This is a genomic window from Pseudomonas sp. 2,4-D (genome assembly GCF_030418155.1).
In the GTDB taxonomy this organism is placed as follows: Bacteria; Pseudomonadota; Gammaproteobacteria; order Pseudomonadales; family Pseudomonadaceae; genus Aquipseudomonas; species Aquipseudomonas alloputida.
Genome location: NZ_JAUHUI010000035.1, coordinates 50,074 through 65,919, shown reverse-complemented (window position 1 = coordinate 65,919; position 15,846 = coordinate 50,074). Strand labels below are relative to the sequence as shown.

Here is a 15,846-nt window from a genome sequence, read left to right as displayed (position 1 = left end):
GATCTACCAACACCACCTCCGCGCCAGTGCTAGCTTTTCGTACCGTCACTTATTGCACTGAAAACGAGGAGACCCCTATGTGGCTTCCTGGTATGCGGGATACAGCCAGCGCCCGGAGATGGCGGCCACCTGGTCGCTGGACTGAGTGATCTCTCCCACATGCAAAGCGGGCGCCTGCAAGGCGCCCGCTTTTTATTCATATTCAGGGTACTTACAGCGCACCCGCTAGTTCCGGCACAGCGGTGAACAAGTCGGCCTCCAAGCCGTAGTCGGCCACCGAGAAGATCGGTGCCTCGGGGTCCTTGTTGATCGCCACGATCACCTTGCTGTCCTTCATGCCGGCCAGGTGCTGGATGGCACCCGAGATGCCACAGGCCACATACAGCTGCGGCGCCACGATCTTGCCGGTCTGGCCGACCTGCCAGTCGTTGGGCGCATAGCCCGCGTCCACCGCAGCACGGCTCGCGCCGAGTGCCGCACCGAGCTTGTCGGCCAGCGGCGTCATGACCTCGTTGAACTTCTCGGCGCTGCCCAGGGCACGGCCGCCGCTGACGATGATCTTGGCGGCGGTGAGTTCGGGGCGGTCGCTCTTGGCGATTTCGCTGCCCAGGAAGGTGCTCTTGCCGCTGTCGGCCAGAGCGGCGGTGGTTTCCACCGCGGCGCTGCCACCGGATGCTGCTGCCGGGTCGAAACCGGTGGTGCGCACGGTGATGACGTGGGTGGCGTCCATGCTCTGAACCGTGGCCACGGCATTGCCAGCGTAGATGGGGCGTTCAAACGTGTCGGCGGCGATCACCTTGGTGATGTCGCTGATCTGGCCGACGTCGAGCTTGGCGGCCACTCGCGGGGCGATGTTCTTGCCACTGGCCGTGGCCGGGAACAGGAGGTGGCTGTAGTTCGATGCGATGGCCAGCACCTGGGCGGCCATGTTCTCGGACAGGCCGTGCGCCAGGTACTCGGCGTCGGCGTGGATGACTTTGGCGACGCCGGCGATCTGGGCCGCGGCTGCGGCGGCCGGGCCGGCGTTGTGGCCGGCGATGAGCACGTGCACCTCACCCCCGCACTGGGCGGCGGCGGTGACGGTGTTGAGCGTGGCGCCTTTGATGCTGGCGTTGTCGTGTTCGGCAATGACGAGTGCGGTCATGACTTGAATTCCTTAAACAGTGTTCGATGAGCGAGGTGTCTTGATTCCAGGCGCCCGTGGAACCGGCTTTGCCGGGCCACCAGGCGCGCCCCCTGGGGGGTGACGCCGCAGGCGACGCGGGGGGGTCAAATCACCTTCGCTTCGTTTTTCAGCTTGTCGACGAGTGCGGCGACATCGGCCACCTTGATGCCCGCACCGCGTTTGGGCGGCTCGCAGACCTTCAGGGTCTTCAGGCGCGGGCTCACGTCCACACCGAGGTCTTCGGGCTTGACGATGTCCATCTGCTTTTTCTTGGCCTTCATGATGTTGGGCAACGTCACATAACGCGGCTCGTTCAGGCGCAGGTCGGTGGTGACGATGGCCGGCAGCGTGAGGCTCAGGACTTCCAGGCCACCGTCGACTTCACGGGTCACATTGACTTTCCCGTCCACCACTTCGACCTTGGACGCAAAAGTGCCCTGCGGCAGGTCGGCCAGCGCGGCGAGCATCTGGCCGGTCTGGTTGCAGTCGTCGTCGATCGCCTGCTTGCCCAGGATCACCAGGCCGGGCTGTTCCTTGTCCATCAGGGCCTTGAGCAGCTTGGCCACGGCCAGCGGCTGCAGTTCTTCAGCCGTTTCCACCAGGATGGCGCGGTCGGCGCCGATGGCCATGGCGGTGCGCAGGGTTTCCTGGCACTGCGTGACGCCGCAGGAGACGGCGATGACTTCGGTGACGACACCCTTTTCTTTCAGGCGCACGGCTTCTTCGACCGCGATCTCGTCAAACGGGTTCATGCTCATCTTGACGTTGGCCAGGTCCATGCCGGACTGGTCGGCCTTGACGCGCACCTTGACGTTGTAGTCCACCACGCGTTTGACGGGGACGATGACCTTCATGGTGTTGATTCCCTTCAGATGCGTTCGATGATCAATGCAATGCCCTGCCCCACCCCGATGCACATGGTGCACAGCGCGTAGCGACCGCCGGTGGCGTGCAGGCGGTTGACCGCCGTGGTGGCCAGGCGCGCGCCGCTGGCGCCCAGCGGGTGACCCAGCGCGATGGCGCCGCCCCAGGCGTTCACGCGCTCATCGTCGTCTTTCAACCCCAAGGTGCGCAGCACCGCCAGGCCTTGCGCGGCGAAGGCTTCGTTGAGTTCGATCACGTCCAGCTGTTCGAGCGTCAGACCGGTGAGCGCCAGCACCTTCTGCGTCGCGGGCGCCGGGCCGATGCCCATGATGCGCGGTGCCACCCCCGCCGTGGCCATGCCCACGATGCGGGCCCTGGGGGTCAATCCGTTCTTCGCGGCGGTGGCTTCGTCGGCCAGCAGCAGCGCGCAGGCGCCGTCGTTCACGCCGCTGGCGTTGCCCGCCGTCACGGTGCCGTCGGGCCGCACCACACCTTTCAGTTTGGCCAGCGTTTCCAGGCTGGTTTCGCGCGGGTGTTCGTCGGTGTCCACGATCAGGGCGTCGCCCTTCTTCTGCGGGATGCTCACAGCACAGATCTCGCGCGCCAGGTGCCCGGCCTTGATCGCGGCCACGGCCTTCATCTGGCTGGCTAGGGCCATGCGGTCCTGGGCTTCGCGCTCGATCTTGAAATCGGTCGCCACGTTCTCGGCCGTCTCGGGCATGGAGTCCACACCGTACTGGGCTTTCATGAGCTTGTTGACGAAGCGCCAGCCGATGGTGGTGTCGTAGACGGCGTTGTTGCGACTGAAGGCGCTCTCGGCTTTGGGCATCACGAAGGGCGCGCGGCTCATGCTTTCCACCCCGCCCGCGATCATCAGGCCGGCTTCACCGGCCTTGATGGCGCGTGCAGCTGTGCCGATGGCGTCCAGCCCCGAACCACACAGGCGGTTGACGGTACCGCCGGGTACTTCCAGCGGCAGACCTGCGAGCAGGCTGCTCATACGGGCGACGTTGCGGTTGTCTTCGCCGGCCTGGTTGGCACAGCCGTAGATCACATCCACAACAGACGCCCAGTCCACGTTCGGGTTGCGGACCATCAGTGCTCGCAAGGGGATGGCGCCCAGGTCGTCGGCTCGCACAGAAGACAGTGCACCACCGTAGCGACCGAAAGGGGTGCGGATGGCGTCGCAGATGAAGGCTTGGGAAGTGGTCATGACAGAAATCAAGTGAAGAGAAAAGACAAGAAAAAAAAGTGCGCGGTTCAGCCGAGCAGACGGTCCAGCATGGCCGGCGTGGCGCGCGCCGCGCCAAAACCGTTCGCTGCGATGAGCCGATCCAGTTCCTGATCCAGACGGGCGCGGGGCTCGGTCCGGGCCCAGTGCACGGGGCCGCCCACCCAGGATGGGAAGCCGTAGCCGTTGACCAGCACCACATCGATGTCGCCCGCGCGGTGCGCCACCCCTTCGCTGAACAGCAGCGCGGCTTCGTTCACCATGGCCAGCAGGGCTCGGCGCTGGATGGTCTCGGCCGACAGTGGCGAGCGCTCAATGCCGCGCGCTGCAGAGGCCTGCGCGATGACGCCACGCACCACCTCGTCGGTGGCGGGGCTGGCCTTGCCGTCGGTGTAGGTGTAGTAGCCCGCCTGGGTCTTGCGCCCCATGCGGCCCATCTCGCACAAACGGTCGAGGATGTGCACATAGCGTTCCCGCGGGTCGCGGGTGGCGGCGCCGGCCTGCCGCATGCGCCAGGCGATGTCCAGACCCGAGAGATCGGCCACGGCGAACGGTCCCATGGCGAAACCGAAGTCGGTCAGGGCCCGGTCGACGTCCTCGGGCCAGGCCCCGTCTTCCAGCATGAACTCGCACTGCTTGCGGTAGGCGTTGTAGATGCGGTTGCCGATGAAACCGAAGGCGTTGCCACAGAGAATGGGAATCTTCTTCAGCTGTTTGCCCAGGGCCATGGCCGTGGCCATCGCATCCGCGGCACTGTCCTTGCCTTGAACCACTTCCAGCAGCTTCATGACATTGGCCGGACTGAAGAAGTGCAGACCCAGAACATCCTGCGGTCGGGACGTCACCGACGCGATCGCATCGGTGTCCAGGTAAGAGGTGTTGGTGGCCAGGACAGCGCCCACCCGGGCGTGCTGGTCGATCAGGCGAAACACCGATTGTTTGACCGCCAGGTCCTCGAACACGGCCTCGATCACCACGTCTGCTGCCTGCAACGAAGGCCAGTCCAGCGTCGCCGTCAGCAGGCCCAGCAGGCGTTCGGCCGTGGCCGCATCGACCTTGCCAGCCTTCACCCGTGACGCAAAGTGCTCGGCGATGCGGGACGAACCTCGCTCCAACGCATCCGCCGACTGCTCCAGCAAGCTGACCTGCAGCCCGGCTTCCAGGGCGGCAATGGCGATACCCGTTCCCATGGTGCCGGCGCCGATCACGGCGACATGGTCGAAAGCACGCGGTGTTGCTGAAAGGTTGGTCGGCAGCTTGGCCGACTCCCGCTGCACCCGGAACTGGTAGCGCAAGGCGGCCGCTTCGCTGCTTTGCATCAGCGACAGGAACAGCTCGCGCTCACGCAGCATGCCCTCGTCAAACGGCAGCGCGCTGGCCCTGACAGCGTCCATCAGGGCCAGGTAGGCCGGCTGTGCGCGCTGGCGTTTGTTGAACCGCGCAGACGCTTTTTCAGCCGCCTGATCGACGGTGGCGGCATCGACGGTCTGGTCGCGTGCGCGCGGCAACGGCAGGGCTTGCTCTGCGAGTTCTAGGGCCAGGGTCGAGGCTGCGGCCCACAGGTCTTGCCGCACCACCAGGTCCAGCAGTCCCGAATCCGACAGCTGTTCTGCGGTCTGGGCCTGCCCCGAGCTCATCATCGCGAGCGCACGATCAGCGCCCATCAACCGAGGCAGTTTCTGGGTGGCGCCCGAGCCGGGGATCAGGCCCAGCTGAATTTCAGGCGTGCCCAGGCGGGCGGAGGCCAATGCCACCCGCGCATGGCATCCCAGCGCCAGCTCCAGGCCACCGCCCAGGGCCACGCCGGAGAGGGCCGCAACCACCGGCTTCTGGCAGGCTTCGATGGCCGCGATGACGTCGCGCAACATGGGCGCTTCAAACTGCAGGGCCGTGCCGAACTCGGCCACGTCGGCGCCGGCCGAAAAGGCCTTGTCCGTGCCGATGAGCACGATCGCCGCCACTTGCGGATCGGCTTCGGCTGCGCGGATCGATTCAACGATGTGCTTGCGCAGCGTGATGCCCAGGCTGTTGACGGGAGGGGCGTTGAGTTCAACACGTGCTACACGTTGAGCTGTCAGTGGTGGTTGGGTCATGGGGTAGGTCAGGGATTCAGATGATCTGGCGATTCTTCAGCGTGTCCAGTTCGTCGTCGGACAAGGCGGCCAGCGACTGGAGGACTTCGTGCGTGTGTTGGCCCAGCAGGGGTGGCGCTCTGCGGTAGCTCACCGGCGTGGCCGAGAGCTTCAGGGCGCTGCCGGGAACACTGACCTGGTCGGCCGTGGGATGGGGCAGCTCTTGGCGCATGCCCCGTGCGAGCACTTGTGGGTCCTTGAACACATCGGCCATGTCGTTGATGGGACCGCAAGGCACACCCACAGCCTCCAGCAGCCGGATCCATTCGTCGCGCTCGCGCTGGAGCATCAGCGCCTCCAGCAAGGGCACCAGTTGATCCCGGTGCCGCACGCGAGCGGGATTGCTGGCAAAGCGCGGATCGTCGGCCAGTTCGGGCTGACCTGCGACCTGTGTCAATTTGCGGAACTGCCCGTCGTTGCCACAAGCCACGATGACCCAGCCATCCGCCACCTTGAACACCTGGTAAGGCACGATGTTGGGGTGCGCATTGCCCCAGCGCACCGGCGGCGATCCCGTGGCCAGGTAGTTCGTCGCCATATTCGCCATCATGGCCACCTGCGTGTCCAGCAAGCAGATGTCCAGGTGCTGGCCTTCTCCGGTGCGCTCCTTGTGGTTCAGCGCGGCCAGGATCGCAATGGTGGCGTGCGCGCCAGTGAACAGGTCGGCGATCGCGACCCCGGCCTTCTGGGGCGAAGCGCCGGGCAGGCCGTCACGCTCACCGGTGACGCTCATGAATCCACCCATGCCCTGCACAATGAAGTCGTAGCCCGCACGTGGCGCGTACGGACCGGTCTGCCCGAAGCCCGTGATCGAACAATAGATGAGGCCCGGGTGTTCGCTGCGCAGGCTCTCGTGGTCAAGCCCGTAGCGCTGCATGTCACCCACCTTGAAGTTCTCGACCAGCACATCGCATTCGGCCAACAGGCGCCGGATCAGGCCTTGGCCTTCCGCTGTGGAGATGTCGAGCGTGACCGATCGCTTGTTGCGGTTGACCGCTAGGTAGTAAGCGGCTTCGGTCGTGTCTTGCCCCGAAGCATCGCGCGCATACGGCGGGCCCCATTGCCGCGTGTCGTCGCCCTGGCCGGGGCGTTCGATCTTGATCACATCCGCGCCCAGATCGGCCAGCGTCTGCGTGCACCAGGGGCCGGCCAGTATCCGCGTCAGGTCCAGGACCCGCACATGACTGAGAGCGCCCATGTGTTCAGTCCAGTTGAACGTTGGCTGTCTGAACGACCTTCGACCATTTGGCGGCCTCGGTCTGGATGAAGGCGGCAAACTGCGCCGCACTGTCTGGTGCGGCTTCCGCACCCTGCTCCTTGAGCGTTTGCTTGACATCGGGCTGCGCCAGGATCTGCCTGATTTCTTCATTGAGGCGGCTGACCAGGCTGGCCGGCGTCGACGCCGGAGCCCACATCCCAAACCACGAGCTGGCGTCGTATCCCGCAACGCCGGACTCTGCAATCGTGGGCACATCCGGCAGCGCTGCGGAACGCTTGGCCGTTGTCACCGCAACCGCACGCAGTGCACCAGACTTGATGTGAGGCATGGCCGATGGCAGGTTGTCGAACATGCAAGTGGTTTGGTTACCCAGCAAATCCGTGATCGCCGGTGCACTGCCGCGATAAGGCACGTGCGCCATGGAAACCTGGGCCATCTGCTCGAACATGGCTCCGCACAAATGAATCGAGGTTCCGTTGCCGGCTGACGCGTAGGTCAGCTTGCCGGGTGCGGCCTTGGCGGCCGCTATCAGGTCCTTGACCGTCTTGATCGGCTGGGACGGGTTCACGACCAACACGTTCGGGACCATGGCGACCAGACCGATCGGTGCGAAATCCTTGAAAGGATCGTAGGCCAGCTTCTTGTAGAGGTACTGGTTGATGGAATGCGTTCCGATCGTTCCCATCAGCAGCGTGTGACCATCACCGACTGCCTTGGCCACCATCGCGGAACCGATGGCGCCGCCCGCACCGGGCTTGTTGTCCACCACCACGGTCCCACCCAAACGGGTGGCCAGATGACGTCCCACCAGACGACCAAGAATGTCGGTGGTACCGCCTGCGGGGAAAGGCACCAGGATCGTGATCGGTTTGCTCGGATAGCCGGACTGTGCCCACGCAGGCAGCACGATGGTCAGTGCGCTCATGGACAAGAGTTGGCGACGGTTCATGAATGGGGATGGGTTTTTTGACATGGCGCTGTTCCGAGGGTTGGGACGTGGATGATGGGTGGAGGCTGTTCAGTCTTGGCGCATGAGGTGTTTGCCGATGATCAGTTGCTGGATCTGCGTCGTGCCCTCGTACAGGCGCAACAGGCGCACATCGCGGTAAAAGCGCTCGACCTTGTATTCGTTGATGTAGCCCGCGCCACCATGAACCTGCACGCCGCGGTCCGCCACACGGCCGACCATCTCGGTCGTGAAAAGCTTGGTGCACGAGGCCTGCATGCTCACCTCGGGGTCGGTCACACCAAACGGCTTGGCGTCGTACCGCTGCGCCACGGCCTTCACCATGGACCACCCGGCCAGCAGCTCGGCCTGGCTATCGGCCAGCATGGCCTGCACCAGCTGAAAGTCTCCGATGCGTTGTCCAAACTGCTTGCGTTCCTGGGCATAGGCAATCGACTCTTGCAGGATGCGTTGCGCCATGCCGCAGGCCAGCGCGGAAACGTGGAGACGGCCGCGGTCCAGCACCTTCATGGCCGTCTTGAAACCTTTGCCCGGCACACCGCCAATGATGTTGGCCGCCGGCACACGCACGTTGTCCAGGTTCACGTCGCAGGTCTTGGTGCCGCGCTGACCCATCTTCTTGTCCGGCTTGCCCAGGGTGATGCCGGGCAAGTGCGAGGGAACAATGAAGGCCGAGATACCGCCCGCGCCAGGGCCGTCGGTGCGCGCCATCAGCGTGAAGGCGCCAGCACGTGGCGCGTTGGTGATGTAGCGTTTGCTGCCACTGAGCAGGTAGTCGTCACCGTCCCGGACGCCGCGGGTCTGCAGCGCCGCGGCATCCGACCCGGCGTTGGGCTCGGTGAGGGCAAAGGAGATGATCAGTTCGCCACTGGCGATGCGGGGCAGGTACTCAGCTTTCTGTTCGACGGTGCCGTCCATCAGGATGCCCTGGGACCCAATGCCGATGTTGGTGCCCACGACGGAACGGAAAGCTAGCGCGGTCTGCCCCAGCTCGTAAGCCACTTCGCATTCCTGTGCCATTGACAGGCCGATGCCGCCAAACTCCTCGGGAATCGACAGGCCAAACAGCCCCAGTTCCTTCATGTCATCGACGATGTCCGAGGGGACGTCGTCCAGTTCTTCCACGCTGTTTTCGGCGGGGACCAGACGCTCGCGGATGAAGCGTTGCACGCTGTCCTTGAGCAGAGAAAAGGTTTCTGAGTCGAGAGCCATGTCGTTCGAAGTTCCAGGGTTGTGCCCTTGAGACGGGGCTTTGTAGGGGTCAGGGGGATTGTGTGGTTCGCGGATTGGTTTGACAATCAGGCCAATCTTTAACACTCTGTCAAATCATGTTTGACAATCAATCCATGGACCTGACCGGACTGGTGCTGCTGGTGGACATCCTGGATGCCGGCAACCTGAGCAGTGCTGCGCGCAAACTGAAAGTCAGCCGCGCCAACGTCAGCTACCACCTGCAGCAGCTGGAGAAGTCGGTGGGCGTGCAACTGGTGCGCAGAACGACCCGGCGCATCGAACCCACCGAAATCGGCCAGACGCTCTACCGGCATGGCTGCGCCATCCGGGACGAACTCGCCGCAGCCAGGGAGGCCATCACCATGCTGGGGCGTGGTCTCCATGGGGCCGTCCGGGTCAGCGTGCCCACCGGCTTCGGGCAACTGGTCATGACCGACTGGCTGCTGGAGTTCAAGCGCCAGTATCCCGAGATCAGCCTGGAGCTGCTGTTTGAAAACCGTGTGGACGACTTGCTGCGCGACGAGGTGGACGTCGCCATCCGCGTCATGTCAGAGCCGCCGGAGGCCTTGGTGGCCCGAGAGCTGGCGCAGGTGCGCTACGTGGCCTGTGCTTCGACCGGGTTTGCCCGGACGACAGGTCTGCCTGAAGATCTGGAAGCCCTGCGGCGCCTGCCGCTCATCACATCGTCGGTGGTGGGGCGTGAACTGCGCCTGGCGGCCTACAGGGATGAAGTGCGCCAGGAGGTCACGCTGAACCCGACGCTGGCGTCCGAGAACTTTCAGTTCCTGCGCGAGGCGATTCTGTCGGGACTGGGTATCGGTCTGGTCCCCAGCTATGTCGTTCAGGAAGACGTGAGAACGGGACGCGTGGTCACCGCGCTGGATCCATGGCGCCTCAGTATTTTTGGCACCCGGCTATTCCTGTTGCGGATGCCGGGGCGGTATCAAACACTGGCGGTGCGCACCTTCATCGACTTCATCATCAACAAGGCTGCCCGCTGGTCGTGATGCTGGGCCCAAGCGCCTCAAGTGCTGGCGCAAGACCGCCTGAACTCGGCAGGGGTCACGTTGAGAACACGTCTAAAAACGCGGGTCATGTGGCTCTGATCTGAAAACCCGCAGTTGGCGGCCACCACCTTGAGCGGAACGTCCGGACGCGCCAGTTGTCGCTGGGCGTGCTTGACCCGTTGATCCAGTACATAGGCGTGTGGAGCACACTGAAACTCGGCTCGAAACTTACGCATGAAAGCGAAGACGCTCAACTGGGCCAGTCCTGCCAGATCCTGCAGTGAAATATTCTGATCAAGGTGTTCTTCTATGTACTGCACCACCAGCCGACACTGCGCCGGAGACAGTCGGCCATAAGAGCGGTATTCCCGAAAAACGACCTTGGCGTATTGGCGCAACATGTGAATGCACAGTTGAGCCTTCAAGGCGTCCACATAGAGTTGGCCGCCCAGCATGCCGCAGTTGAGTTCGTTCTCAAACAAGGTGATCAAGGCAGGCAAAACAGGATCTTCGGCCCGGATCATGTCCTGCATCTCCACATCCTGTTGAATCACGAGCAAAACTGAGCCGGGCGTCACGTTCAAAACTGAGCCACTAGGTTGAAGAAGAAATGGCTTGCTCGGTTGTGGACAAGTCTATCGGGTGGTCGGTCTGCTGGGCTCCTTTCTGGGTCTTGGTGCGGGTGGTTTTTGCTGTGCCGGGTGCGTGTGCGCTGGAGTTTCGAAACCGCCAGCTCTGGTTGCCGGTCTCCACGATGTGGCAATGGTGGGTCAGGCGATCGAGCAGCGCGGTGGTCATCTTGGGGTCGCCAAAGATGCTGGCCCACTCCGAGAAGGAGAGGTTGGTGGTGATGACCACGCTGGTGCGCTCGTAGAGTTTGGACAGCAGGTGAAACAGCAAGGCGCCGCCGGCCTGACTGAATGGCAGGTAGCCCATCTCGTCAAGGATCACCAGGTCGACGTACATCAGCCGGTGGGCCAGCTGACCGGCCTTGCCCTGGGTCTTCTCTGCCTCCAGCAGGTTGACCAGCTCGATGGTGGAGAAGAAGCGCACCCGCTTGCCATGAGCGCGGATGGCGTGAATGCCCAGGCTGGTGGCCAGGTGGGTCTTGCCGGTGCCTGGCCCGCCGACGAAGACCACGTTGTGGGCCGAGTCGACAAACTTGAGCTCATGCAGTTGGCGCACCAAGGCCTCATCGACCTGTGCCTGATCGAAGGCAAAGCCAGTCAGATCACGGTGATTGGGAAAGCGGGCCGAGCGCATCTGGTAGGCCATGGAGCGCACCTCGCGGTGGGCGCCTTCAGCCTTGATCAGCTGGTGCACCAGGGCTTCGTGGTCCATGGCCTTGAGGCGCGCCAAGCCCAGCAGTTCGGGCCAGGCGCTGGCCATGCCGTGAAGGCTCAGGCCCTTGAGGGCGGCGGCGATGTCATTGGACATGGCTGTTCTCTCCGGTGGTGCTGGCCCCCTGTCGCAGGCGGTCATAGCGGGTGACATCGGCGCGCGGTGGCTCCATCAGCGCCAGGGCCGGCGGGGATTCTTCGGAGAGGGATACCGGTGGGCAGGGTTCCTTCAGGCGCGCCAGCACATTGAGCACGTGATCGGCGCTGATGCGACCCGATTGCAAGGCCACCTCAATGGCCACCAGCACATCGTCGAGCCCGTGCAAGGTGATGGCGGTGAGCACCTGGGCCATGACACGATCACCGCCTGCATGGCGCAACAGGTGGGCCTGCAGCTGCTGCAAGGCTGGGGGCATGGTCTTGAACGGAGCGCCATTGCGCAGGGCACCGGGCTTGCGTTCGAGCAAGGTGATGTAGTGGCGCCAGTCGTAGATGGTCTGCTCACGCTCGAAGCTGCGCACCAGCGTCACCGCCTCAGGCTGCCCCTGAGGTCCCGGGCCGATGACCACCAGGCGATCCGGATAGGCCCGGATGCTGACACTGGCATGGGCCCACTCGCAGGGCACGCTGTAGCGGTTGCGCTGGAAGTGGATCAGCGAGGTGGCGCTGACCCTGGCCACCAGCTCGACGTAGCCGTCAAAAGGCCGTGGGTTGGGCATGAGCTGCAAGTGCTCCTGCTGCCAGACATCGGCCAGCGACAGTTCGGGCCACTCGGGGTGGCGCAACTCGTGCCAGGCGTCCAGGCAGGCCTGGTGCAGCCAGGCGTTGAGCGTGGCCAGATCGGGCCAGCGTCGTTCGGCCGCCTCGCGCCAGATGCCGCGGCGGCGATCCTGCACGTTCTTCTCGACGATGCCCTTCTCCCAGCCGGCGGCCCGATTGCAAAACTCCGGCTCGAACAGGTAGTGGCCTGTCATCGCCTCAAAGCGCAGGTTGACCTTGCGCTGCTTGCCGCTGCCGATCTGATCGACGGCGGTCTTCATGTTGTCGTAGATCCCCCTGCGCGGCACGCCACCGAAGGCGGCAAACGCCCTTGCATGGGCGTCAAAGAGCATCTCGTGGGACTGGCTGAAGTAGGCGGTGAGCATGAACACCCGGCTGGCCGCCAGCTTGGTGTGGGAGACCTCCAGCCGCTTGCGCAAGCCGCCGACAAAGACGTACTCACAGCTCCAGTCGAACTGGAAGGCTTCGCCCAGTTCGAAACTCATGGGCACAAAGCCCGGTCGGTGGGGGCCGCTGGCCTGCTCTTCCTGCCAGCGTTTGGCGAACTCGTACACGGGACCGCGGCTGCCGGGGTAGCCCATGGCCTGCAGCGCCCGAAACATGGCCTTGATGCCTCGACGCTCGCGTTTGTTGCGGTGGCTGTCGGCCTTGAGCCAGGTGCTCAGTTGATCCTTGTAGGGGTCCAGCACGCTAGGCGCCTTGGCGCGCTGGGGGTAGCGTGGCTCGGTCATCTCGTCCTCGTCCAGCCACTTGCGGGCTGTGTTGCGGGAGATGCCCAGCCTTCGGCTGGCTTCGCGCACGCTCAGGTGGTCCCTCAGGACCATGCGGCGCAATTTGCTCAATGTGCTCACGTTGATCACTCCTGACCCCACTGCTGAAAAAAGCAGCAGGGTATGTGAATAACGTGGCTCAAAATTGGACGTGACTACCGCCCTTTACTGGCTCAGTTTTGCTCGTGATTCAACAGCCAGTGCGGTGGCAGCTCTTGCGCGGTTCGGTTCTGCCGCCCAGGGCGATCCAATCTATGAGGCTGGCGTGCAATTGGGGCGGTTGCTGCGTACGGCGTTTTTGGCTGACTACTTTGTCAAGGACGCTTTCAGGAACGAGTTGCGCCGGGTGCTCAATCGGGGCGAGGCTGTTAACGCCCTCAAGCGCGCCATTTATACCGGCCGGATCAGCCCGGCGCAGGCCAAACGTGTCGATGAAATGCAGGCTGTGGCCGATGCGTTGAGCCTGATGGCCAACATCGTGATGGCGTGGAATACCTCACAGATGCAGGCGGTCCTGGATCGCTGGTCGAACCGCCGCCAGGTCATTCCACCGGAACTGATCGGGAAGATTGCGCCCACCAGGCTGGAGAGCATCAACTTGCGGGGTGTGTTTCGCTTCCCGGTTGACCGCTATGCTGACCAAATCCTGCCTTCGCGGCCAAATGCATCGATAACTGGCACCAATGGATGAAACCGACCACGGTTTGACGCCACGAATCGCAGATTTGAAAGTGAACAGGAAAGTCAATGAAATCAACGATCTACCAACACCACCTCCGCGCCAGTGCTAGCTTTTCGTACCGTCACTTATTGCACTGAAAACGAGGAGACCCCTCCCTGCCCTGCCCCACCGGCGCGGCCGTTGTGGACAGTTTCGGGACAAGTCGGCCGAGGCCGGCCGGCGCAGCCCTGACGTTGACACTTGAGGGGCAGCGGGGCCGGCGCGATGTTGACACTTGGGGGGCAGCGGCCGATTTCGGCCTGGTCGAGCCGTCCAGGCGGCCGCCGAGGCGGCCTAAGTGCCTGATCGGCATGGAGTTATCCACCGAAGTTGTGGATAACCCTGTTAGGAACCCTGCCCCGGTATTGACACTTGAGGGGCGGCCCTACTGACACTTGAGGGGCGCGGTTCTTGACACTTGAGGGGCAGCGTATTGACACATGGGGGGCTTATCCATTGACACTTGAGGGGCGGCCTCTTCGCGCTTTTCCTTGGCGTGACAACGGTTTACGCGCGTTTTTCGGTCATGCTAACCAGGTTTTTAACCGTCTTTATAACCTTTTTATATAACCAGGTAGTTTTAACCAGAGGCTGGCGAAAAAAACGGCAACACGGCCCAAGCTACCGCGCAGCATGACCGGCCGCCGAAGGGGGGAAACCCCCCTTCTCGATCCCACCCGGCCGCAAGCGGCCTCCCATCCCCCCAGGGGCTACGCCCCTCGGCCGCCTTGCGGCCTCACCCCACAATGGAGCGCCTTCGGCGCTACGGCTTAGGAGAGCCAGGCGCAAGCGCCTGGCGGAAGGCAGTAAGTTCGAGAGCTTGCGAGGGGGCAAAGCCCCCTCACACTCCCCAACCAGGTCGCCGCGGTTCGACCGGCCGCGCGATCCTCAAGCATCGCAGCAGCTCCACCGCCGCAGGTTTTACGCCAAGGAAGGGGGTCGGCCAGCTCGGCCGGTGGCGCGGAAAGCGCCCCTCAAGTGTCAATGAAACGTGAGACGCGGGGCCAGGCCCGCGCCGATCACAAGCCGAGTTCGGAGTGAGAGCCGAGGCGCACCAGGCGCAGCGTGTCGGCGTCGGGCTTCTGGTAGATCAGCACCAGGTCGGGCTTGACGTGGCAATCCCGGTGATCCTTCCAGTCCCCGGTCAGCGCGTGGTCGCGGTGCCGAGGTTCCAGCGGCTGGTCGTCGGCGAGCGCGACCAGGACGGGCACCAGGTCGGCGTCGAGCGTGGCCCGGTGCTGCCCTTTCGCCTCGCGCTTGTAGTCGCGCTTGAACTGGCCGGTGCGCTCAATCTGCCGCATGCAGATCGGCCATCAGATCGTTGACGGTGGCGAAGCGCGGCAGCTTGCCCTTGCGGGCTTCCTTCATCGCCTCGATGGTGGTGGCGTTCGGAATCAGCGGCTCGAAGGGCAGCGCCTTGTCCTGGGCCACCTTCGTGAGCAGCAGCCGCACCGCGTCGGACACGGTAAGGCCCATCGCGGCCAGGACGGCCGCCGCTTCTTCCTTGATCGCGCCGTCGATGCGCGTTTGTACGAGCTGGTTTGCAGCCATGATTGGTTCTCCGGTTGGGTTCGTGAATTACATTGTAATGCACGCCAAGGGAAAGGGCAAGGTTTAGCGGCTAAAACGTTTAGCTAAAGTGCTTGACGATTAGGACATTTTGCCCTAATATAGCACTTGAAGGCCGGGCATTTCGCCCAGGTCAACTACCGGAGAAAGTCCGATGAACACCCAAGAGCAACCCGTTACCGCTTCCCTGGTCGCCGAGGCCCAGCGCCTCGACTTCCTGCCCGCCTACTTCGGCCCGCGTCTGATGATGCGCGGCGAGGCCCTGGTGTATGCCTGGCTTCGCCGGCTCTGCGAACGCTACAGCGGCGCGTATTGGCACTACTACACCTTGTCGGACGGCGGTTTTTACATGGCCCCCGACCTGGCCGACCGCCTGGAGATCGAGGTGGACGGCAACGGCTTCCGAGGCGAGTTGTCGGCCGACGCCGCCGGCATTGTCGCAACCCTGTTCGCGCTGGGTCAGCTCGCGGCCGAGGCCGCCGACACGGACGCCGGCGATGCCCTGATCGACCGCTATCACTTCCTGCGCGGCTTCGCAGCCAGCCACGCCGAGGCGGCCGCGATCTACCGGGCTATTGACTGATGAGGGGCGGCCCCGGCTTCGGCCGGGGCTTCCAGGAGGCGACCATGACCAGGAACAACGCTCCCCAGGCACCGACGAACAGCTACGCGACGGACGGCAAGTGCCACAACGCCGAGCCGGGCACCTACGGCCACGAATGCGGCAAGCCGGCCGCATGGATCGGCACGAACCACAAGGGGTTCAGCTCGGGATTCTGCGACGACTGCAAGCGCCACGGCTACGAAGCCCGCGACGTGATCGCGTGGCGGCGTGCTGACACTTGAGG

The 15,846-nt window shown here is 63.8% G+C and carries 15 protein-coding genes and 1 pseudogene; 4 read left to right on the top strand and 12 right to left on the bottom strand.

Annotation, left to right across the window (positions count from 1 at the left end; all coding sequences use genetic code 11):
- Window positions 1-211 precede the first annotated feature (211 nt).
- From QYE47_RS21125 to QYE47_RS21095, 7 genes are all read right to left on the bottom strand, one after another.
- Window positions 212-1,144: an electron transfer flavoprotein subunit alpha/FixB family protein gene (locus QYE47_RS21125; RefSeq protein ID WP_301159125.1), complete on the bottom strand. Its 933-nt coding sequence runs from the start codon at window positions 1,142-1,144 to the stop codon at window positions 212-214.
- Window positions 1,145-1,269: 125 nt separating this feature from the next.
- Entirely contained in the window at window positions 1,270-2,019 is a 750-nt protein-coding gene (locus tag QYE47_RS21120) for an electron transfer flavoprotein subunit beta/FixA family protein (protein ID WP_301159124.1), read from the bottom strand.
- A 14-nt stretch (window positions 2,020-2,033) separates the two neighbouring features.
- Window positions 2,034-3,242, bottom strand: a complete 1,209-nt coding sequence (pcaF, locus tag QYE47_RS21115; protein ID WP_301159123.1) for a 3-oxoadipyl-CoA thiolase — start codon at window positions 3,240-3,242, stop codon at window positions 2,034-2,036.
- Between the two features lie 47 nt (window positions 3,243-3,289).
- Window positions 3,290-5,353 (bottom strand): 3-hydroxyacyl-CoA dehydrogenase NAD-binding domain-containing protein, encoded by a 2,064-nt coding sequence (locus QYE47_RS21110; protein ID WP_301159122.1) that lies wholly within the window; start codon window positions 5,351-5,353, stop codon window positions 3,290-3,292.
- Between the two features lie 16 nt (window positions 5,354-5,369).
- Window positions 5,370-6,590, bottom strand: a complete 1,221-nt coding sequence (locus tag QYE47_RS21105) for a CaiB/BaiF CoA-transferase family protein (RefSeq protein ID WP_301159121.1) — start codon at window positions 6,588-6,590, stop codon at window positions 5,370-5,372.
- Window positions 6,591-6,594: 4 nt separating this feature from the next.
- Window positions 6,595-7,536 (bottom strand): tripartite tricarboxylate transporter substrate binding protein, encoded by a 942-nt coding sequence (locus QYE47_RS21100; protein ID WP_301159120.1) that lies wholly within the window; start codon window positions 7,534-7,536, stop codon window positions 6,595-6,597.
- Window positions 7,537-7,629: 93 nt separating this feature from the next.
- Window positions 7,630-8,790, bottom strand: coding sequence for an acyl-CoA dehydrogenase family protein (locus QYE47_RS21095; protein WP_301159119.1), 1,161 nt, complete (start codon window positions 8,788-8,790; stop codon window positions 7,630-7,632).
- Window positions 8,791-8,924: 134 nt separating this feature from the next.
- Here QYE47_RS21095 and QYE47_RS21090 point away from each other — a divergent pair, with 134 nt between their 5' ends.
- The gene (locus tag QYE47_RS21090; protein WP_301159126.1) at window positions 8,925-9,818 is read left to right on the top strand and encodes a LysR family transcriptional regulator; all 894 of its coding nucleotides are present in this window, start codon (window positions 8,925-8,927) and stop codon (window positions 9,816-9,818) included.
- A gap of 17 nt (window positions 9,819-9,835) precedes the next feature.
- On the opposite strand, the gene QYE47_RS21085 is transcribed toward QYE47_RS21090, so the two are convergent.
- The 3 genes from QYE47_RS21085 to istA form a co-directional block, all read right to left on the bottom strand.
- Window positions 9,836-10,351, bottom strand: a complete 516-nt coding sequence (locus QYE47_RS21085) for a helix-turn-helix domain-containing protein (RefSeq protein ID WP_301159118.1) — start codon at window positions 10,349-10,351, stop codon at window positions 9,836-9,838.
- Window positions 10,352-10,412: 61 nt separating this feature from the next.
- On the bottom strand, window positions 10,413-11,255 hold the full coding sequence (istB, locus tag QYE47_RS21080; RefSeq protein ID WP_301159117.1) for an IS21-like element helper ATPase IstB: 843 nt from the start codon (window positions 11,253-11,255) through the stop codon (window positions 10,413-10,415).
- Window positions 11,245-12,789 (bottom strand): IS21 family transposase, encoded by a 1,545-nt coding sequence (istA, locus tag QYE47_RS21075; RefSeq protein ID WP_301159116.1) that lies wholly within the window; start codon window positions 12,787-12,789, stop codon window positions 11,245-11,247. The genes istB and istA overlap by 11 nt, the downstream gene beginning before the upstream one ends.
- A 28-nt stretch (window positions 12,790-12,817) precedes the next feature.
- Between istA and QYE47_RS21070 the strand changes: the two are divergent.
- Window positions 12,818-13,399: pseudogene (locus QYE47_RS21070) on the top strand (Tn3 family transposase); the annotation flags it as partial.
- A gap of 1,049 nt (window positions 13,400-14,448) precedes the next feature.
- On the opposite strand, the gene QYE47_RS21065 reads toward QYE47_RS21070, so the two are convergent.
- Both QYE47_RS21065 and QYE47_RS21060 read right to left on the bottom strand, forming a co-directional pair.
- Window positions 14,449-14,730 (bottom strand): type II toxin-antitoxin system YafQ family toxin, encoded by a 282-nt coding sequence (locus QYE47_RS21065; RefSeq protein ID WP_011114071.1) that lies wholly within the window; start codon window positions 14,728-14,730, stop codon window positions 14,449-14,451.
- Complete coding sequence (locus QYE47_RS21060; protein WP_011114070.1) at window positions 14,717-14,980, bottom strand: type II toxin-antitoxin system RelB/DinJ family antitoxin; 264 nt, start codon at window positions 14,978-14,980, stop codon at window positions 14,717-14,719. The genes QYE47_RS21065 and QYE47_RS21060 overlap by 14 nt, the downstream gene beginning before the upstream one ends.
- 172 nt (window positions 14,981-15,152) lie before the next feature.
- Between QYE47_RS21060 and QYE47_RS21055 the strand changes: the two genes are divergently transcribed.
- Together QYE47_RS21055 and QYE47_RS21050 are read left to right on the top strand one after the other, a co-directional pair.
- Window positions 15,153-15,581 (top strand): antirestriction protein, encoded by a 429-nt coding sequence (locus QYE47_RS21055; RefSeq protein ID WP_011114069.1) that lies wholly within the window; start codon window positions 15,153-15,155, stop codon window positions 15,579-15,581.
- 44 nt (window positions 15,582-15,625) lie between these two features.
- Complete coding sequence (locus QYE47_RS21050) at window positions 15,626-15,844, top strand: hypothetical protein (protein ID WP_012478187.1); 219 nt, start codon at window positions 15,626-15,628, stop codon at window positions 15,842-15,844.
- Window positions 15,845-15,846 lie beyond the last annotated feature (2 nt).